General features: G+C 72.1%; 21 protein-coding genes. 5 read left to right on the top strand and 16 right to left on the bottom strand.

The genetic code is table 11. The annotated features are described in order from the left end of the window. Position 1: 1 nt before the first annotated feature. Together ACZ4TR_RS09560 and ACZ4TR_RS09555 are read right to left on the bottom strand one after the other, a co-directional pair. A complete protein-coding gene (locus ACZ4TR_RS09560; RefSeq protein WP_465286623.1) occupies positions 2 to 451 on the bottom strand; it encodes an anthrone oxygenase family protein in 450 nt (149 codons plus the stop codon). 17 nt (positions 452 to 468) lie between these two features. Continuing rightward, complete coding sequence (locus ACZ4TR_RS09555; RefSeq protein ID WP_465286622.1) at positions 469 to 1,290, bottom strand: NAD(P)H-binding protein; 822 nt, start codon at positions 1,288 to 1,290, stop codon at positions 469 to 471. Between the two features lie 82 nt (positions 1,291 to 1,372). Between ACZ4TR_RS09555 and ACZ4TR_RS09550 the strand changes: the two genes are divergently transcribed. Then, positions 1,373 to 2,299: an AraC family transcriptional regulator gene (locus tag ACZ4TR_RS09550; protein WP_465286621.1), complete on the top strand. Its 927-nt coding sequence runs from the start codon at positions 1,373 to 1,375 to the stop codon at positions 2,297 to 2,299. Here ACZ4TR_RS09550 and ACZ4TR_RS09545 read toward each other — a convergent pair. The 6 genes from ACZ4TR_RS09545 to ACZ4TR_RS09520 form a co-directional block, all read right to left on the bottom strand. After that, on the bottom strand, positions 2,271 to 2,669 hold the full coding sequence (locus ACZ4TR_RS09545) for a YybH family protein (protein WP_465286620.1): 399 nt from the start codon (positions 2,667 to 2,669) through the stop codon (positions 2,271 to 2,273). The two genes, ACZ4TR_RS09550 and ACZ4TR_RS09545, sit on opposite strands and share 29 nt — an antisense overlap. Continuing rightward, positions 2,666 to 3,097 carry an SRPBCC family protein gene (locus tag ACZ4TR_RS09540; protein ID WP_465286619.1) on the bottom strand — a complete coding sequence of 144 codons (432 nt, stop codon included), beginning with the start codon at positions 3,095 to 3,097 and terminating at the stop codon, positions 2,666 to 2,668. The genes ACZ4TR_RS09545 and ACZ4TR_RS09540 overlap by 4 nt, the downstream gene beginning before the upstream one ends. Next, positions 3,094 to 3,438, bottom strand: coding sequence for an ArsR/SmtB family transcription factor (locus tag ACZ4TR_RS09535; protein ID WP_465286618.1), 345 nt, complete (start codon positions 3,436 to 3,438; stop codon positions 3,094 to 3,096). The genes ACZ4TR_RS09540 and ACZ4TR_RS09535 overlap by 4 nt, the downstream gene beginning before the upstream one ends. Positions 3,439 to 3,477: 39 nt before the next feature. Then, entirely contained in the window at positions 3,478 to 4,587 is a 1,110-nt protein-coding gene (locus ACZ4TR_RS09530; RefSeq protein WP_465286617.1) for a hypothetical protein, read from the bottom strand. 180 nt (positions 4,588 to 4,767) lie between these two features. Then, positions 4,768 to 5,979 (bottom strand): RNA polymerase sigma factor, encoded by a 1,212-nt coding sequence (locus tag ACZ4TR_RS09525; protein ID WP_465286616.1) that lies wholly within the window; start codon positions 5,977 to 5,979, stop codon positions 4,768 to 4,770. Next, positions 5,976 to 6,320 (bottom strand): YciI family protein, encoded by a 345-nt coding sequence (locus ACZ4TR_RS09520; protein ID WP_465286615.1) that lies wholly within the window; start codon positions 6,318 to 6,320, stop codon positions 5,976 to 5,978. Before ACZ4TR_RS09520 ends, ACZ4TR_RS09525 begins: the two co-directional genes overlap by 4 nt. Before the next feature lie 98 nt (positions 6,321 to 6,418). Here ACZ4TR_RS09520 and ACZ4TR_RS09515 point away from each other — a divergent pair, with 98 nt between their 5' ends. Beyond that, positions 6,419 to 7,462: a site-specific integrase gene (locus ACZ4TR_RS09515; RefSeq protein WP_465286614.1), complete on the top strand. Its 1,044-nt coding sequence runs from the start codon at positions 6,419 to 6,421 to the stop codon at positions 7,460 to 7,462. A 15-nt stretch (positions 7,463 to 7,477) separates the two neighbouring features. On the opposite strand, the gene ACZ4TR_RS09510 is transcribed toward ACZ4TR_RS09515, so the two are convergent. Then, on the bottom strand, positions 7,478 to 7,639 hold the full coding sequence (locus ACZ4TR_RS09510) for a hypothetical protein (RefSeq protein ID WP_167379534.1): 162 nt from the start codon (positions 7,637 to 7,639) through the stop codon (positions 7,478 to 7,480). 25 nt (positions 7,640 to 7,664) lie between these two features. Between ACZ4TR_RS09510 and ACZ4TR_RS09505 the strand changes: the two genes are divergently transcribed. Next, on the top strand, positions 7,665 to 8,174 hold the full coding sequence (locus tag ACZ4TR_RS09505) for a CGNR zinc finger domain-containing protein (protein ID WP_465286613.1): 510 nt from the start codon (positions 7,665 to 7,667) through the stop codon (positions 8,172 to 8,174). Here the strand turns inward: ACZ4TR_RS09505 and ACZ4TR_RS09500 are convergent. Further along, entirely contained in the window at positions 8,171 to 8,875 is a 705-nt protein-coding gene (locus tag ACZ4TR_RS09500) for an SRPBCC family protein (protein ID WP_465286612.1), read from the bottom strand. The genes ACZ4TR_RS09505 and ACZ4TR_RS09500 overlap by 4 nt on opposite strands. A 120-nt stretch (positions 8,876 to 8,995) precedes the next feature. Between ACZ4TR_RS09500 and ACZ4TR_RS09495 the strand changes: the two genes are divergently transcribed. Next, positions 8,996 to 9,772 carry an SGNH/GDSL hydrolase family protein gene (locus ACZ4TR_RS09495; RefSeq protein WP_465286611.1) on the top strand — a complete coding sequence of 259 codons (777 nt, stop codon included), beginning with the start codon at positions 8,996 to 8,998 and terminating at the stop codon, positions 9,770 to 9,772. On the opposite strand, the gene ACZ4TR_RS09490 is transcribed toward ACZ4TR_RS09495, so the two are convergent. The 6 genes from ACZ4TR_RS09490 to ACZ4TR_RS09465 form a co-directional block, all read right to left on the bottom strand. After that, entirely contained in the window at positions 9,752 to 10,363 is a 612-nt protein-coding gene (locus tag ACZ4TR_RS09490) for a TetR/AcrR family transcriptional regulator (protein WP_465286610.1), read from the bottom strand. The genes ACZ4TR_RS09495 and ACZ4TR_RS09490 overlap by 21 nt on opposite strands. A 70-nt stretch (positions 10,364 to 10,433) precedes the next feature. Continuing rightward, the gene (locus ACZ4TR_RS09485) at positions 10,434 to 10,922 is read right to left on the bottom strand and encodes an SRPBCC family protein (RefSeq protein ID WP_465286609.1); all 489 of its coding nucleotides are present in this window, start codon (positions 10,920 to 10,922) and stop codon (positions 10,434 to 10,436) included. Next, positions 10,919 to 11,239 (bottom strand): metalloregulator ArsR/SmtB family transcription factor, encoded by a 321-nt coding sequence (locus ACZ4TR_RS09480; protein WP_284744830.1) that lies wholly within the window; start codon positions 11,237 to 11,239, stop codon positions 10,919 to 10,921. The genes ACZ4TR_RS09485 and ACZ4TR_RS09480 overlap by 4 nt, the downstream gene beginning before the upstream one ends. Then, positions 11,239 to 11,625, bottom strand: coding sequence for a VOC family protein (locus ACZ4TR_RS09475; protein WP_465286608.1), 387 nt, complete (start codon positions 11,623 to 11,625; stop codon positions 11,239 to 11,241). Before ACZ4TR_RS09475 ends, ACZ4TR_RS09480 begins: the two co-directional genes overlap by 1 nt. A gap of 26 nt (positions 11,626 to 11,651) precedes the next feature. Next, complete coding sequence (locus ACZ4TR_RS09470; protein ID WP_465286607.1) at positions 11,652 to 13,181, bottom strand: FAD-dependent monooxygenase; 1,530 nt, start codon at positions 13,179 to 13,181, stop codon at positions 11,652 to 11,654. A 103-nt stretch (positions 13,182 to 13,284) separates the two neighbouring features. Next, positions 13,285 to 13,902 (bottom strand): TetR/AcrR family transcriptional regulator, encoded by a 618-nt coding sequence (locus ACZ4TR_RS09465; protein WP_465286605.1) that lies wholly within the window; start codon positions 13,900 to 13,902, stop codon positions 13,285 to 13,287. 152 nt (positions 13,903 to 14,054) lie between these two features. Here ACZ4TR_RS09465 and ACZ4TR_RS09460 point away from each other — a divergent pair, with 152 nt between their 5' ends. Further along, the gene (locus tag ACZ4TR_RS09460) at positions 14,055 to 15,401 is read left to right on the top strand and encodes an MFS transporter (RefSeq protein ID WP_465286603.1); all 1,347 of its coding nucleotides are present in this window, start codon (positions 14,055 to 14,057) and stop codon (positions 15,399 to 15,401) included. Positions 15,402 to 15,539: the final 138 nt, after the last annotated feature.

The raw sequence follows: 15,539 nt of genomic DNA, 5'->3' as shown, positions 1-15,539 counted from the left end.
GTCACTTCGTGGTGAGCACGGCGGCGATCAGGCAGCCGAAGCCCGCCGTGCTCACCACGGCGCGCAGCACGTTCCAGCGCACCCAGATCGTCTCGAACGCCGCCCGCACCGCCGCGTAGTCGTCCCCGCCGCTCTCCAGCGCGTTGTTCAGCGGGATGTTCACCACCGCGGTGATCACGATCATCGCCACCAGGCACGCGAACCCGGCGATCACCCACGGCCGCGGCCCCGGGGCGAGGAAGATCGCCACGCCCGCCAGCAGCGGCGCGCCCAGGAACGTCAGCAGGAAGACGGGGTTGACGATCGCGATGTTGATCCCGCGCATCGCCTCCACGAACGTCTTGTCGTCGCCGCGCGCGAGCCCCGGCAGCACCGAACACGCGTAGGCGTAGAACAGCCCGGCGATCAACCCGGCCGCGACCAGCGCGGCCACCAGCACCACAGTCGACATCGGTCTCTCCTTCCCCCTCACCGAGTCCAGACCCCGGTCGCCGCGGCGTCCCGCGCGAAGCCGGCGAAGTCCGTCGCCGGCCGCCCCAGCACCCGCTCGACGTCGTGGGTCACCGAGTCGTTGCGGCCGTCGAGCACCCGCGCGAACAGCTCGGTCAGCGCCCCGGCCTCTTCCTCCGGCACTCCGTACTCGACGGCCGCGGCGGCGTACTCCTCCGCGGAAACCGGAACATAGCGGACATGTCGCCCCGACGCGGCCGCAATATCCGCGGCGGCGTCGGCGAAGCTCAGCAGCCGCGGCCCGGTCAGCTCGTACAGCTGCCCGGCGTGGCCGGGCTCGGTCAGCACCTTCACCGCTACGTCGGCGATGTCGCGGACGTCGACGAACGGCTCGGTCACCGTGCCCGCCGGCAGCGCGATTGCCCCGCCGCGCACGGCGTCGAGGAGGAAGTGCTCGCTGAAGTTCTGCGCGAACCAGCTGCAGCGCAGGACCGTCCAGCCGGTCCCGGCATGTGCCACGATCCGTTCGCACGCCTCGGCTTCCTCCTCGCCGCGGCCGGACAGCAGCACCAGGTGCCGGATCCCGTGAGCCACGGCCAGTTCCGCGAACGCGCGAATGTCACCGGCCGCCTGGGGCACCACCAGGTCGGGGTAGTAGGTCAAGTAGACGGCGTCGATGTTCTCCAGTGCCGGCGCCCAGGTCCCGCGGTCACCCCAGTCGAACGGCGACGCCCCGCGCCGCGACGTGATCCGCACCGGCAGGCCGCGCTCCCGCAGCCGATCCGCCACCCGGCGCCCGGTCTTGCCGGTGCCGCCCACCACCAGGAAGTTCGTTGTCATGGCCGTGAGTCAACCGCCTGCCGGTAAGACTCTCCATAGCTCAAAGCCTCAATCGCATGTTTCAGCGTCTACACTCGGCCGCATGGACCCGCTGGCCGCGCTCCTCGACGGCCCTCGCGCCCACGGCGCGTTCCTGCTCCGCTCGGTGCTGACCCCGCCGTGGTGCCTGCGCATCGAGGACGAGGCGCCGCTGACCGTCGTGTCGGTCGTACGCGGCGAGGCGTGGATCGTCCCGGACGCCGGCGAGAGCGTCCTGCTCGGCGAGGGCGACGTCGCGATCGCCCGCGGCCCGGACCCGTACCTGGTCGCCGACCAGCCGTCGACGCCGCCGCAGGCGCTGATCCTGCCCGGCCAGGAGTGCCGCACCCCCGACGGCGGGCACCTCACCGACTACGCCGACCTCGGCGTCCGCACCTGGGGCACCGGGGGTCCGGTCGTGCTGCTCACCGGCACCTACGGCATGGAAGGCGAGATCAGCAAGAAGCTCCTGGCCGCGCTGCCGGCGCTGATCGTCCTGCGGGCGGCCGACTGGCCGACGCCCCTCGTCGGGCTGCTCGCCGCCGAGATCGGCCGGGACGTGCCCGGGCAGGAAGCCGTCCTCGACCGGCTGCTCGACCTCCTGCTGATCGCCGCGCTGCGCGCGTGGTTCGACCGCCCCGACACCAGCGCCCCGGCCTGGTACCGCGCGCACGACGACCCGGTCGTCGGGCAGGCCCTGCGATTGCTGCAGCACCAGCCCGCCGAGCCGTGGACGGTCGCCAAGCTCGCCGCCAACACCGGCGTCTCCCGGGCCGCGCTGGCCCGGCGCTTCGCGACGACGGTCGGCGAGACACCGATGGCCTACCTCGCCGGCTGGCGGCTCGCGCTCGCCGCGGATCTGCTGCGCCAGCACCCGGAAGCGACGATCGGCGCGGTCGCCCACCAGGTCGGCTACGGCAGCGCGTTCGCCCTCAGCGCGGCCTTCAAACGCGAGTTCGGGGTCAGTCCCCAGCGGTACCGGTCGGCGTGAACGGCACCGAGCTGTGCTCGTGGACGATCTTCCAGCCGTCCTCGCCCCGGCGGAACCCGACGGTCGAGCGCACCGCCATGTCCACCTCGGTGCCGTCGGTCATGGTGCCCTTGACCTGGAACAGGTAGTGCGCGAACGCGACATCGCCGTCGGCGACCACTTCGAGGTCCCGGACCCGCAGGCCGATCGCGGAGCGGTAGCCGCCGAACCATTCCCGCAGCCGCCGCCGTTCGACGTCCCGGCCGGTGTCGCGCAGCGGGCCGAGCGCGTCGAACAGCGTGACGTCCTCGGCGTACTGCGCGACCAGCGTCTCCACGTCCTTCGCCGCCACGGCCGCGACCCGGGCTTCGATGAGCTGTTCGGGGGTCATTTCAGCGCCTCGCCCAGCCGGTCGAGCCAGTCGCCGGTGCCCTGCTCGCGCCACTCGGGTTTCTCGGCGTCGTCGAGGAGCGTGTCCTGCTCGGTCAGGACCAGGCGGGTGCCGTCTCCTTCGCCGATCAGCTCCACCGTCGTGATCGAGACCGTGGCGAGTGAATCGCCGCCGCTCAACGTCGTGGAGTAGACGATCCGCCGCCCCGGCACGATGTCGTGGTACGTCGAGACGACCGACAGGGGCGTACCGTCCGGGCCCGCGGCCTCGACGGTTTCGCGGCCGCCGACGCGGAAGTCCAGCTCGTGGGTTCCGTCGGGGACGAACCAGCGGGTCTTGGCGGCCGGGTCCGCCCACGCGGCGAACACCCGTGCCGGCGGGGCGGGGTAGGTGCGTTCGAGCGTGAACGTGGCGTGCTTGACGGTCATGTCGTGCTCCCTTCCGACGTTCCGGGTGGCTCGGCGAGGAAGTCGCCGAGCCGGTCGAGCATGCTTTCCCACGTGGTGCGCTGCCGGCCGAGCCAGTGCTCGCCGGCGCGCAGCATCTCCGGTTCGATCCGGCAGGTGCGGACGCGGCCGGTCTTCTCCGACCGCACGATCCCGGCGGATTCGAGCACCTGCAGGTGCTGCACCACGGCGGCGAGCGACATGGTCAGCGGCTCGGCGAGCTCGCTGACCGAGGCCGGCCCGCGCACGAGCCGCTCCACCAGCGCCCGCCGCGTCCGGTCGCCCAGGGCACGGAACACCAGGTCCAGCTCATGGTCAAGCATGTACTTAAGTTATGCCTGTGCCGCCGAATAGTCAAGCAGTTACTTAAACATTGCCGCGACGTCCTCGGGCAGGCTCACCCGCGCCTCCCGCAGGACGGCCAGCGTCCTGGCCAGCGCACGCTCGGCGTTGTCGGCGCGGCCGGTGCAGGCCCGGAGTTCGGCGCCGAGGTTCGTGGTGGTCTCGTGCATGGACCGGACGGTCTGCTCGTGCGCGGCCTGCAGCTCGACCAGCCGCCGGTCGCCGTCCGCCCGGGCCTGGTCGAGAGCGGCCCGGTGGGCAGTAGCTGCCTTGGTCAGCTCTTCGCGGGCTGTATCGAGCCGTCCGGCGGCCGCTTCGGCGCGAGTCTCGGCCGCCGCCAGCCGTTCGGCCGCGGCTTCCGCGCGGGTCTCGGCCGCGTCGAGACGCTGAGTCGTCGTCTCCGCACGGGCTTCAGCCGCTTCCGCGCGCGCCGACGCGGCTTGGCTGCGCCCGCGTTCTTCGTCCAGAGCGCCGCGCGCGGCCGCTAGTTCGGCAGTCAGCGTGGCGATCGCCGCGGCCCGCTCGCCGGCCAAGGCGGCGGTGGCGTCGGCTCGCTCGGCGACCCTCCCGAGTTCGTCCCGCACCGCGGCCAGCTGCCCTTCGGCCCGCTGCTGCTCCTGCAGCGCGGCCCGCCGGGCGGCCCGGTCCTCGTCCCGCTCCCGCAGAGCCGTCGCCTTCTCCCGCTCGGCCTCCGCCGCGGTCCGGGCCGCCTCATCGGCCACGTCTCGCGCCCGGGCGGCTTCGGCTTCGGCGAGCCCGCGCTGCCGGCGGTGGTCGTCGGCCTCGGCCAAGGCGGCGTCCCGTTCGGCGAGCGCGGCCGCCGTGGTGGCTTCCAGCTGGTGCCGCAAGGTCGTGAGCGTCTCGACCAGCCCTCGCGCGGGTTCGAGCACGCGGTCGACCTGCCCGGCGAGCGCCGTGACCGCGGTGTCGTCCAGCTCCGTGTCGCTCTCCCGCAGCGACTCCGCCTCCGACAGGACAGCTTCGGCGTCGCGGCAGGTCAGGTTCCGGCGTCCCCAGGTCTTGCCGTCCTGACAGAACCGGGCCCGGCTGCCCCGGCCCACCGCCGGTGGCAGCGGCGCTCCACAGCGCCGGTACTCACAGATTCGGGCCTGACCTGCGTCTTCTGTCATGCGCGAGAGAGTATCAAAGCTTCTAATCGGAACTAGTAGTAGCTGTTCAAAATTAGAAGATTTCTGTCGAGGTGTCTGGGTTTGGATAAGGTCACATATCCTAAGTCAGAACAACCTAGAAGATCTCGCGGCAACCAACAGCGGATTGAGGGCCTCGAAAAACTAGAACCCCCCTTGATGTCAACTCAGAGTTGACGCTGCGGCCCGCTTTCGCTCCAGCAGGGCCCTCTCGGCCGCGTTGTGGGTCAGCTCGATCGCCGCCGTGTAAGCAGCCACCGCTTCCCCACTCCGCCCCGCCCGGTCCAGGAGGTCCGCGCGGATCGCGTGGTACAGCGGGAACCGCGCCAGATCCAGGTCCTCGACGAGGGCCAACGCCGGACCGGGACCGTCGACCTCGGCAACCGCCACCGCGCGGTTCAGCGCTACCACCGGCGTCGGCGTGAACGCCAGCAGCTGGTCGTACAACGCCTTGACCTGGGCCCAGTCCGTGGGCGCGTCGCTGTGGACGGCCTGGATCGCCGCCTGGATCTGGTACGGGCCCGGCTGGTTGCGGCGCAGGCACCGGCGGACGATCTCCTGCCCCTCGGCGACCAGATCCGCGTCCCACCCGGCGGGGTCCTGGTCGGCCAGCAGCACCAGGGCACCGGACGCCGTCGTGCGGGCCGCGCGGCGCGCGTCGATCAGCAGCATCAGCGCCAGCAGGCCCCAGACCTCCGGCTCGTCCGGCATCAGCCCGGCCAGGACGCGGGCGAGGCGGATCGCCTCGCGGCACAGGTCGTCGCGGACCAGGTCCGCCCCCGCGCTCGCCGTGTAGCCCTCGTTGAAGACGAGGTACAGCACGCCGAGCACCGCGGACAGCCGTGCCGGCAGGTCGGCGTCCCGCGGGACGCGGTACGGGATGCCCGCGTCGCGGATCTTGTTCTTCGCCCGGACGATCCGCTGGGCCATCGTCGGCTCGGCCACCAGGAACGCGCCGGCGATCTCCGCGGTGGTCAGGCCGCCGAGCAGCCGCAAGGTCAGCGCGACCTGCGTCGGCCGGGCCAGCGCGGGGTGGCAGCAGGTGAAGATCAGCCGGAGCCGTTCGTCGGGCACGGCGCCCTCCTCGAGGGGCTCGGCTGTGTCATTCGAAAGAGTGGCATGCAGCAGGGCGGCCTGGGCGTGCTTGTCCGCCCGGGCGGCTTCCCGGCGCAGGCGGTCGATGGCGCGGTTGCGGGCGGTGGTGATGATCCAGCCGGCCGGGCTCGGCGGCACCCCCTCCGTCGGCCACCGCCGGACCGCTTCGGCGAAGGCGTCCTGCACGGCTTCTTCGGCGACATCGATGCTCCCGAACACCCGCACGAGCACCGACACGGCGCGGCCGTACTCCGCGGCGAAGACCTCCTCGATGCTCATCCGGCGAACGGCCGCACCTCGACCGGCAGCGGCGCGACGGCGTCGGCGAGCCGGCTGCCCCAGGCGAGCGCCGCGTCGAGGTCGGGCGCGGTGATGATCGTGAACCCGCCGAGGTGTTCCTTGCCTTCGGTGAACGGGCCGTCGGTGACGAGCGTGTCGCCGTCGCCGGCCCGCAGGACGGTGGCGCTGGACGGCGGGTGCAGCCCACCGGCGAACACCCAGGCCCCGGCCGCCTTGAGGTCGGCGTTGAGGGTGTCGAGCTTCTTCATCACGCCGTCGAGCACTTCCGGCGGCGGGGTCGGCCCGTCGGGCTGGTAGATGCTGAGCAGGTACTGCTTCACGTCGGCTCCTTTCTCCGTCTCGTCCCTCATACGAACGGCACCCGGCCGGATCGACACGCCTCCCCGGAGAAAGTACCTACTTCCCGTAACCTCGGCGCGTGCCCGAGCTCGAACCGGTGACCGATGCCGCCCTCGCCGCCGCGAGCCCCCAGGATCGGCTCGCCCTGCTCGACGAAGCCGCCGCCCGGCACGTCGACGGGCAGCGGCCGCCGAACACGCTCAAGGCCTATGCCCAGGACTGGCAGGTGTGGCAGGACTACACCGCCGAAGCCGGGATCCCGCCGCTGTCGGCGTCGATCGGCGCCCTGACCGGGTTCGTCGTCTGGCTCGAACGCGGCCGCACGCTGCGCCCGGACGAACGCGCTGTGCCGGAGGTGCCCGAACGGGCCGCCCCGGCGGCGCCGTCGACGATCGAACGGCGGCTCACCGGCGCGCTCGCCGGGCTGCGGCACCACAAGGTCGTCGTCGACCCCGAAGCGAGCCGCGCCGCGTGGCGCGCGCTGAAGGGCTACCGGCAGCGGCTGGCCCGCGAGGGGATCCAGCGCGGCCGCGGCAAGGCCACCATGGTCACCCTGACCGACCTGCGGGCGATGTCCCGGGCCTGCCCGGACACCCTCGCCGGCGCCCGCGACCGCGCGATGCTGCTGATCGGGTTCCCCATCGCCGCCCGGTGTTCCGACCTGGCGAACCTGCTGGTCACCGACGTCGAGCCGGTCGACGACCGGGGCCTGGCGGTGACCGTGCGGCACGGCAAGAGCACCGGCGACACGGTCGTCCCGCGGCGCGAAAACCCCGACACCGACCCGGTGCGGGCGTGGCACGCATGGCGCTCCGGCGCCGGGATCACCGAGGGGCCCGCGTTCCGCCGGGTCGACCGGCACGGCAACGTCGGCGAGCCCGCGCTGAGCACGACCGGGGTCAACCAGATCCTCACCCGGGCCGGCGTCCGCGCGGGCCTGCCGTACCCGGTGACCGGGCACTCCCTGCGGTCCGGGTTCGCCACCGAGGCCCGCCGCGCCGGCGCGGACGACCTCGCGATCGCCGACCAGGGGCGCTGGGTGCGCGGCAGCCGCGCGCTGTACGAGTACATCCGCCGGGTCGACCAGTGGAACGACAACGCGGCGGGCGTGCTCGACCTCTGAGTCACGGCGGCGGGGTCACGGCGTCCGGGTGGCGCCGACGACCTCGCCGTCGAGGCGGGCGAGCCAGCTGCCGCAGACGCAGCGCACGTAGTCGAGCCGGTGGGTGGCGGGCCGGGCCGCGGTCGCCGGCAGTTCGGCGAGCGGCCAGCCGCAGCGGGGGCAACGGTTTCCGTCCATGCCCCGATCGTGGTGTAATGACTTTGTGCACTTCAACCCTTACGGCGGCCCGGCCGCGCTCGTGGCCGCCGACCTGGTGAACGCCGGGTCGGCGAGCGAGCTGCTGGAGGGGATGGTCCGCAACGGCATGTCCATCCCGGCGCTGACCGACGACGAGGCGACGCGGATCGCCGCCTGGGCCCACCGGCTGCGGCCGGTGTTCGCCGCGGCCCCCGAAGCGCGTCCGGACCTGGTCAACGACCTGCTGGCCGAGGCGGCGTGCCGGCCGTACATCGCCACCCACGACGGCAAGCCGCCCCACCTGCACTACTCGGCCGAGGACGCGGGCCCGGTGGGTCGCGTGCGCGCGTACACCGCGGGCGGGCTGGCCCACCTCGTGTGCGAGGCCCCGGACCGCCTCGGGATCTGCGGCCGCGAAGGCTGCGAAACGGCGTACGTCGACACGTCCCGCAACGGTCGCCGCCGCTTCTGCTCGACGCGCTGCGCGACCCGCGTCCACGTCGCCGACCACCGGGCCCGGCAGCTGACGGCCTAGGCGAAGACCTCGGCCAGCCACGCCTCCCAGCCTTCGGCCTCCACGTCGGTGTCGATCTCGGTGAAGTGGTGCCGGCCGACGCCGATCCGCCAGCCGAACGCGTTGCGGCCGTAGAACCGGTACAGCGCATCCGCGGTCCGGACCCCGAGGAAGTGCGGCGTGACGTGGTCCGCGACGCCGTGGATACCGCGCACGCTCACCGGGTCACCGACCCGGAGGCCGGGCGGGACGCCGAGTGCCTTCGTCAGCTTGGCGAAGCCGTCCGGCCGGGCGGACGGCTCGGGCGCCTCGGTCATCGCGTAGGTGGCGCTGCGGCCGGGGAAGTGGGTCAGGTACTCCCCGAGCGAGTGGTAGTAGAACGCGGTGTGCTGCCGGCACGCGTCGTAGTTCGTGTCCCAGTCCTCCAGGAAGACGCCGCGGTGGACGAACTTCAGGTGGGTGGCCTCGCCGCGGGGTTCGAAGGTGTAGTCCAGCTCGTTGAACCAGCCGTCCTTCTCACACCGGGTCGCGAAGTGCTCGCCGGGCTGCCAGACGGTGACCTCCCCGCCGTAGAAGGTCAGCCCGGACTCGCGGCCGCCGGCCCACGGCTCGTAGGAGATGGGCCACGACCAGCTGCCCGTCTCGACCGTGATCGCGCGCCAGCACTGCTCCGGCGTGGCGGTCAGGGTGCCCTCGAACCCGACCTCGAACTCTTTCGTCATGGCTGCCTCCTCGACGTCCTCTTGCCAGGACGTCATGCGGGGAGGGCCGGATTCGACAGATCCCGCGAGTGAATCCCATGGGCGTGCTCCGCCCGGCGGGCGCCTGCTTAAACTGCTGACATGAGCAAGCGCTTAGTGGTCATGGGGGACTCGTTCACCGAAGGCGTCGGGGACGACGACCCGGCCGCCCCGAACGGCGTGCGCGGCTGGGCCGACCGCGTCGCCGAGCAGCTCGCCGCGCGCGAGCCGGATTTCCGCTACGCCAACCTCGCCGTCCGCGGCAAGCTGCTGCCGCAGGTGCTGGGCGAACAGCTCGAGCCGGGGCTCGCCCTGGAACCCGACCTCGTCTCCCTCTACGCCGGCGGCAACGACCTCATGCGGCCCAAGGTCGACATCGACGCGCTGCTCGTCGACTACGAAACCGCCGTCGCCCGGATCCGGGCCACCGGCGCCCGCCTGATCCTGTTCACCGGGGTCGACGGCGTCGAAGACCCGCTGTTCCGCGCGATCCGGGGCCGGGTGGCGATCTACAACGAGCTCGTGCGCGGTATCGCCGCCCGCCACGACGCCCTGCTGGTCGATCTGTGGTCGATGCGGCAGCTGTGCGACCGCCGGTTCTGGGCGCCGGACCGCCTGCACCTCAACGCACTCGGGCACACCGAGGTCGCCATCGAGGTGCTGCGGGTCCTCGGCGTCGAGCACCCGCTGATCAGCCCGGAACTGGCGCCGCGCGCGGTGCTGAGTCCCGCCGCGCGCCGCAGCGAAAACCTGCAGTGGGCGCGGGAGCACGCGCTGCCGTGGGTGCGGCGGCGGGTGAAGGGCGAGTCGTCCGGGGACACCATCGCCCCGAAGCGGCCGACGCTCGAGCCGGTCGGCTCAGCGCCGCTCCCCCGCTGACACCTGCGGGCGGAGGCCGTCGAAGAGGATCGTCACGGCCCGCTCGCGCAGCCGCGCGTCCGGGCCCGCGTACTCGGCGGCCTTCGCCACGCCGATGATGATCGTGATCAGCTCACCCGGGACGAGGTCTTCGCGGACCGCGCCCGCGGCCTGGGCGCGGGACAGGAGCACCCCGAGCGCGCCGAGCAGCCGGGCGCCGATGTCGGACTTGGCGTGCGGCACGCTCACTCCGGCGGCGGTGAGCGCTTCGAAGTAGGCGTTCTTCGCACTGGACATCTCGATCCAGCCGGCGAGGAAGGTGAAGAACGCGTCTCCCGGGTCGGCGGAGTCGGCCGCCACGACGGCTTCGGCCTCGTCGGCGAACCGGTGCAGCCGGGCGACGAGCACGGCCTCCAGCAGGGCTTCCTTCGTCGGGAAGTGCCGGAACACGGTGCCGATGCCGACACCGGCGACGCGGGCGACCTCTTCGGTCGGCGCCCCGGTGCCCCTGGCGGCGAACACGCTCTCGGCCGCTTCCAGCACGCGCGCCCGGTTGCGCCGGGCGTCGGCGCGCAGGGGTTTCGTTTCGGCGGCATCAGCGGCGGGGGTCACCTCCCGATGGTACTGCGCCGTTCGTTCCCGATCCGACCACATGCACGGCCGGATCCGGCCGTGGCAACGGTTACGTGCCGCTCGGGGGGCGGCCTGCTTCTGGCCGGATCGGGAACGGGGACGGGTCCGGCAGCGTCTCCAGCAGCCGGGCCAGTGCGCGCGGCACGTGGGAGCGCCAGCCGCCGCCCATGATGCGCCGGGAGACGCGCTCGAACTCGTCGTCCGGGTCGAAACCGGTGTGGCTGAGGAACAGCCGGGTGCCGGTGCCCTCCGGTTCCAGCCGCCAGGTGACCGTCCACCGAGGACCCCAGCGGATGCTGAGCTTGCGCTCGGGCTCGACTTCGAGGACTTCGCACGCCACCGGCCCGCCGGCGAACCCGGCCGCGGGCACCGGCTGGGCCAGCAGCTGGAACCGGTGCCCCACCACGGGTTTGATGTCGTTGGGCATGTTGATCCAGCGCTCGAACAGGTCCGGCTCGGTCAGCGCGCGCCACACCTTGCGGGCCGGGTGGGCGAGGAACTGGTCGACGTGGATCGCGGCCGGGTCGTCGTCGGTCACAGGTCGTCCTCTTCGTCGAGCAGGTCACGCAGGTTGGCGAGCTTGCTCCGCCAGAACCGCTCGTACGGCGTGAGCCAGTCGGCGACCTCTTCGAGCGGGGCCGCGTCGAGGCGGTAGACGCGGTTGCGGCCTTGGCGCTGCTCGCTGACCAGGCCGGCCTCCCGGAGCACCCGAAGGTGTTCCGAGAGGCTGGGCCGGGCCATCTCGAACCGTTCGGCGATCGAACCCGCGGCCATCGGGCCGTCCAGCAGCAGCCGCAGGACTTCCCGCCGCGCCGGGCTGGCGAGGGCGGCGAATACGTCGTCGTTGACCGGCATCAGTTCGGGACGCTGCCGAAGTCCGACGGCTGCAGCAGGCCGAGCGTGTGGCCGTCGAGGTCCTTGAAGGACGTCGCGCGCCCCCACGGCCGCTGCTCCGGGTCGGCGACCTCGACACCGGCCGCCCGCAGCGTGGCGACGTCGGCGTCGAGATCGGTGGTCTGCAGCTGGAAGTGGCGCGGACCGGGCTCGATCCCGGTGACCTGCTGGTCGGTCAGCACCACGCCCGTCTTCGCGCCCTTCGGCGCGACCATCACGAACCGGCCGCCTTCGGGCGTGCGGCGGTCGACGAGTGCTTCGAAGCCGAGCTTGCCGACGTAGAAGTCGCGCGCGCGGGCGTGGTCGGCGACGGGCAGGGTCAGGAACTGCACGTGGGTGATCGTCATGCCCGCGACATTACGTAGGAGATCTCCTACATGTCAACCGGGCTGCCGAACCACCGCTCCAGCGCCGCTCGCAGCGCCTTCCGCTCGGTGTCGTCGGGCTCGGCCGAGCTGGTCGCCCAGGCGACGTAGCAGTCCGGCCGCAGCAGCATCGCCGTCGCCGGCGCCTCCCCCGCGGGCCGGGCGGCGACGAGGTCGACGCGGTCGGTCCAGCCGCGCAGCTCGGCACCGAGTGAGCCGCCGGTGAGGTCCAGCAGCAGCGGCCGGGCCGTCCTGGTCAGCCCGGCCAGCCGGATCCCGTTGTCCAGCACCACGTCCGGGGCCCACCGGCCGTCGAGCGGATGGTCGGTGGCCGCGTCGTAGCGGATGTCGGCGCCGGACATCAGGTCCGCGATGTGCCGGACGGTGCCCGGCAGCCGGAGCAGTTCGCCGAACAGCTCCCGCAGTGCGGTGACCTCACTGCCCGGCGCGATGAGCGCGGACTGGGCCTGGGTGTGCATGACGACGCGTTCGGCGGCCGGGCGGCGTTCGGCCTCGTAGGTGTCGAGCAGTCCCGGCGGCGCCCAGCCGCGGATTTCGGCCGCGAGCTTCCAGCCGAGCCCGATCGCGTCCTGCATGCCCAGGTTGAGCCCGGGACCGCCGATCGCGGAGTGGACGTGCGCGGCGTCGCCGACCAGCAGCACGCGGCCGTCGCGGAAACGTTCGGCCAGCCGGGTGTTGCGCCCGTGCAGCCGCCGCGTGAGGTGCGGGCCGTCGCCCGTGGGCGGGTTCAGCGGGACGTCGGCGCCGAGGACGCGGCGGATGCTCGCGTGCAGCTCGTCCAGGGTCATGGCGATGTCGTCGCCGGTGTCGTCCTCGACCCACTCGATGGTCGTCACCGACGTGCCGGTCTCGAGCGGCGCGTAGATGAACAGCCCGGTTTCGGTGCGGTAGTGGAACAACGGCGGGACGACGCCGTGGCCCGGCACCCGCAACCCGCCGGTGCCGGGGTCGAGGACCTCCGGCGGGATGGTGACGTGCGCCGACCGGGAGACGCTGCGGTCCTCGGTGACACCCGGGAAACCGATGCCGGACAGCTTCCGGGTGACGCTGCGGCCGCCGTCCGCGCCGGCGAGGTACCGGGTTTCGAGGGTGTAGGGGCCGTCCGGGCCGGCGACCTGGAGGGTGACGCTTTCGGCGTGCTGCTCGAGGCCGGTGAGCTCGTGCCCACGGCGGATCTCGACCCCGAGCTCGGTGGCGCGCTCGGTGAGCATCGCCGCGATCCGCCGTTGCGGCACGGGCAGGAGGTGGAACGCGGTCTCCGGCGCGAGCGTGAGGTCGAGCGGCAACGCGCCGAAGACGAACCGGGGCCGCGGCGGGCCGAGCGGCCCCGCGAGCCGGTCGTGCAGGCCGCGGCGGTCGATCATCCGGACGACCTGGCCGACCATGCCGTTGGCGCGGTGTTCCGTGGTCGGTTCGGGCAGCTTTTCGAGGACGAGGGGCCGGACACCGGCGAGGCTGAGCTCGCAGGCGAGCATCAGGCCGTTCGGGCCGGCTCCGGCGATGACGACGTCGTGCATGACGAAACTCCTCGGGCGTGGGGAAAGAACGGAAAAGGGCAGGACGAATCAGCCCGGCGGGTGCCGGGCGCCCTCAGTGGTGCGAGAGGTCAGTGCGAAGGGGTCAGCGCGGTGCGGGCAGTCCTGCGGCGACCTGCCCGAACACGTCGCGCAGGAGCGCGGCCATCGAGGCCGGTGGTTCGGTGCCGAGCCATTGCTGGATGGTCACGGTGAGCGCGGCACTCACCGTGGCCGCCACCAGCCGCGGATAGAGGTCGTTCGTGGCGTCGGTGCCGGTGCGCTCGGCGATGGCCGCGGCGAACTCGGCTTCGGCCGCGGCGCCGGCTTTCGCGAACTCGCTCTGCAGCGCGGGCTCGGAAACCATCAGCCGGACCCCGCTGAGCCACTGGTCGTCCGGGACGACGGTCTCGGCATCGCCTTCCCCGAGGGCGAATCCGGCCAGCGCCGCCTCGGTGACGGCGGTCCAGATCGGTTCGTCCGCCGGCCGGTGCCGCAGCTGCTCGGCGATCGCGTGGGCCCGTTCGAAGTGCCGGGCGACGATGGCCTCGCCCTTGGTGGTGAAGTAGTTGCTGAAGGTGCGGGTGGACACCCCGGCCTCGGCGGCGATGTCCTCGATCCGGACGTTGTCCAGTCCCCGCTCCACCACCAGCCGGATGGTGGCCCAGCTCAACGCGATCCGCGTCTCCCGCTTCTTGCGCTCCCGCAGCCCCTGGGCGTCCATGGGTCCACCATAGCGGAACTTGCAGAGTCTGCAAAGTTGCAGATTCTGCACTTTGGTCCTCACCGACCGGACGAGATAGTGGTCATCGATCGCCGAAACCGTCGACGGGCGTCACACTGTTGTGTGACATCAGTCACCGGAGGTGTTGCGAGATGGTCTTGGGCGACAACGGAGTCACTCACAAGGTGGAACCGGACAGCAAGTACGGAAGAGTGCAGGTACGGCGTGCGGCGCTGGCGAGCGCGATCGGCACGACCATCGAGTGGTACGACTTCTTCCTCTACAACACCGCGGCGGCTCTCGTCTTCCCGCACCTGTTCTTCCCGGCGTCGAGCGCCTACGCGGGGGCCATGCAGTCGTTCGCGACCTACGCGGTCGGGTTCGCCGCGCGCCCGGTCGGGGCGGCGATCTTCGGGCACTGGGGTGACCGGATCGGCCGCAAGACGACGTTGATCGTCACGCTGCTGCTGATGGGTATCTCCTCCGGCATCGTCGGGATGCTGCCCGGCACGGCGGCGATCGGGTTCGCCGCGCCGCTGATCCTGGTGCTGCTGCGGCTGGTCCAGGGCATCGCGATCGGCGGCGAGTGGAGCGGTTCGGTGCTGCTCGCGATGGAGTGGGGCGATCAGAAGAAACGCGGCCTGCTCGGCAGCTTCGCGCAGATCGGTGTCCCGGTCGGGCTGGTGCTCGGCACCGGCGGCATGACGCTGCTGTCGGCGACCCTCTCCCCCGAGGACTTCGACTCCTGGGGCTGGCGGCTGCCGTTCCTGGCGAGCCTGGTCCTCGTCGCGGTCGGCCTGGTGATCCGGCTCAAGATCCTCGAGACGCCGATGTTCGCCAAGCTCGTCGAAAGCGGCCGGACCGCGCGGACGCCCGTACTCGACGCGATCCGCCACCACTGGCGCGAAATCCTGCTCTCGGCCGGCGTGCGGTTCAGCGAGCAGATGCCGTTCTACCTGTTCACCAGCTACGTGCTGGTCTACGTCGTTTCACGGCACGAGTTCAGCAAGACGTTCGTGCTCAACGCGGTCCTCGTCGGCGCCGCCTGCGAGCTGGCGATGATCCCGTTCTTCTCGACGCTGTCGGACCGCATCGGCCGCAAGCGGGTGTACCTGGCCGGGGCGGTGTTCACCGGCGTGATCGCGTTCCCGTACTTCACGATCCTGGCGCACGGCGACCACGCGCTGGTGTTCGTGGCGGTCGTGGTGTCGTTCATCCCGCACGCGCTGCAGTACGGCCCGCAGGCGGCGCTGATCGGCGAGAGCTTCCCGACGCACCTGCGTTACGGCGGCGCGGGGCTGGGCTACCAGCTGGCGTCGGTGTTCGCGGGCGGGCCGGCGCCGCTGCTGGCGACGTGGCTGCTGCACCAGACCGGGACGCCGTACTCGATTTCGGGGTACATCATCTTGTCGGCGGTGGTCACGGTGCTGTGCGTGATCTTCCTGAAGGACCGCTCGAAGGCCGACATCGACGACGTGACCGTCTACCAACGCACCTGAGGGTCCCTGTTGGCCACCGGCCAGCGCCCCAATGTGGCGTTCGGTGTGTCAGACGCACCGAACCCCACACGCGGTGTTTCCTCCCCCCCCCACGCCCCACTTGGGTGTTCTAAACCCCCGGGCCCGCTCGTGGGACGG

The organism is Amycolatopsis sp. NPDC028719 (assembly GCF_055565395.1).
This window is presented reverse-complemented; position numbering and strand designations above follow the sequence as displayed.

What these genes read in the sequence shown, in the direction of transcription:
- ACZ4TR_RS09540 (WP_465286619.1), bottom strand. Translation starts at nt 3,097, where the DNA reads ATGACCGTCAAGCACGCCACGTTCACGCTCGAACGCACCTACCCCGCC.
- ACZ4TR_RS09500 (WP_465286612.1), bottom strand. Translation starts at nt 8,875, where the DNA reads ATGACGAAAGAGTTCGAGGTCGGGTTCGAGGGCACCCTGACCGCCACG.
- ACZ4TR_RS09550 (WP_465286621.1), top strand. Translation starts at nt 1,373, where the DNA reads ATGGACCCGCTGGCCGCGCTCCTCGACGGCCCTCGCGCCCACGGCGCG.
- ACZ4TR_RS09535 (WP_465286618.1), bottom strand. Translation starts at nt 3,438, where the DNA reads ATGCTTGACCATGAGCTGGACCTGGTGTTCCGTGCCCTGGGCGACCGG.
- ACZ4TR_RS09495 (WP_465286611.1), top strand. Translation starts at nt 8,996, where the DNA reads ATGAGCAAGCGCTTAGTGGTCATGGGGGACTCGTTCACCGAAGGCGTC.
- ACZ4TR_RS09475 (WP_465286608.1), bottom strand. Translation starts at nt 11,625, where the DNA reads ATGACGATCACCCACGTGCAGTTCCTGACCCTGCCCGTCGCCGACCAC.
- ACZ4TR_RS09545 (WP_465286620.1), bottom strand. Translation starts at nt 2,669, where the DNA reads ATGACCCCCGAACAGCTCATCGAAGCCCGGGTCGCGGCCGTGGCGGCG.
- ACZ4TR_RS09530 (WP_465286617.1), bottom strand. Translation starts at nt 4,587, where the DNA reads ATGACAGAAGACGCAGGTCAGGCCCGAATCTGTGAGTACCGGCGCTGT.
- ACZ4TR_RS09460 (WP_465286603.1), top strand. Translation starts at nt 14,055, where the DNA reads ATGGTCTTGGGCGACAACGGAGTCACTCACAAGGTGGAACCGGACAGC.
- ACZ4TR_RS09510 (WP_167379534.1), bottom strand. Translation starts at nt 7,639, where the DNA reads ATGGACGGAAACCGTTGCCCCCGCTGCGGCTGGCCGCTCGCCGAACTG.
- ACZ4TR_RS09470 (WP_465286607.1), bottom strand. Translation starts at nt 13,181, where the DNA reads ATGCACGACGTCGTCATCGCCGGAGCCGGCCCGAACGGCCTGATGCTC.
- ACZ4TR_RS09560 (WP_465286623.1), bottom strand. Translation starts at nt 451, where the DNA reads ATGTCGACTGTGGTGCTGGTGGCCGCGCTGGTCGCGGCCGGGTTGATC.
- ACZ4TR_RS09525 (WP_465286616.1), bottom strand. Translation starts at nt 5,979, where the DNA reads ATGAGCATCGAGGAGGTCTTCGCCGCGGAGTACGGCCGCGCCGTGTCG.
- ACZ4TR_RS09555 (WP_465286622.1), bottom strand. Translation starts at nt 1,290, where the DNA reads ATGACAACGAACTTCCTGGTGGTGGGCGGCACCGGCAAGACCGGGCGC.
- ACZ4TR_RS09480 (WP_284744830.1), bottom strand. Translation starts at nt 11,239, where the DNA reads ATGCCGGTCAACGACGACGTATTCGCCGCCCTCGCCAGCCCGGCGCGG.
- ACZ4TR_RS09465 (WP_465286605.1), bottom strand. Translation starts at nt 13,902, where the DNA reads ATGGACGCCCAGGGGCTGCGGGAGCGCAAGAAGCGGGAGACGCGGATC.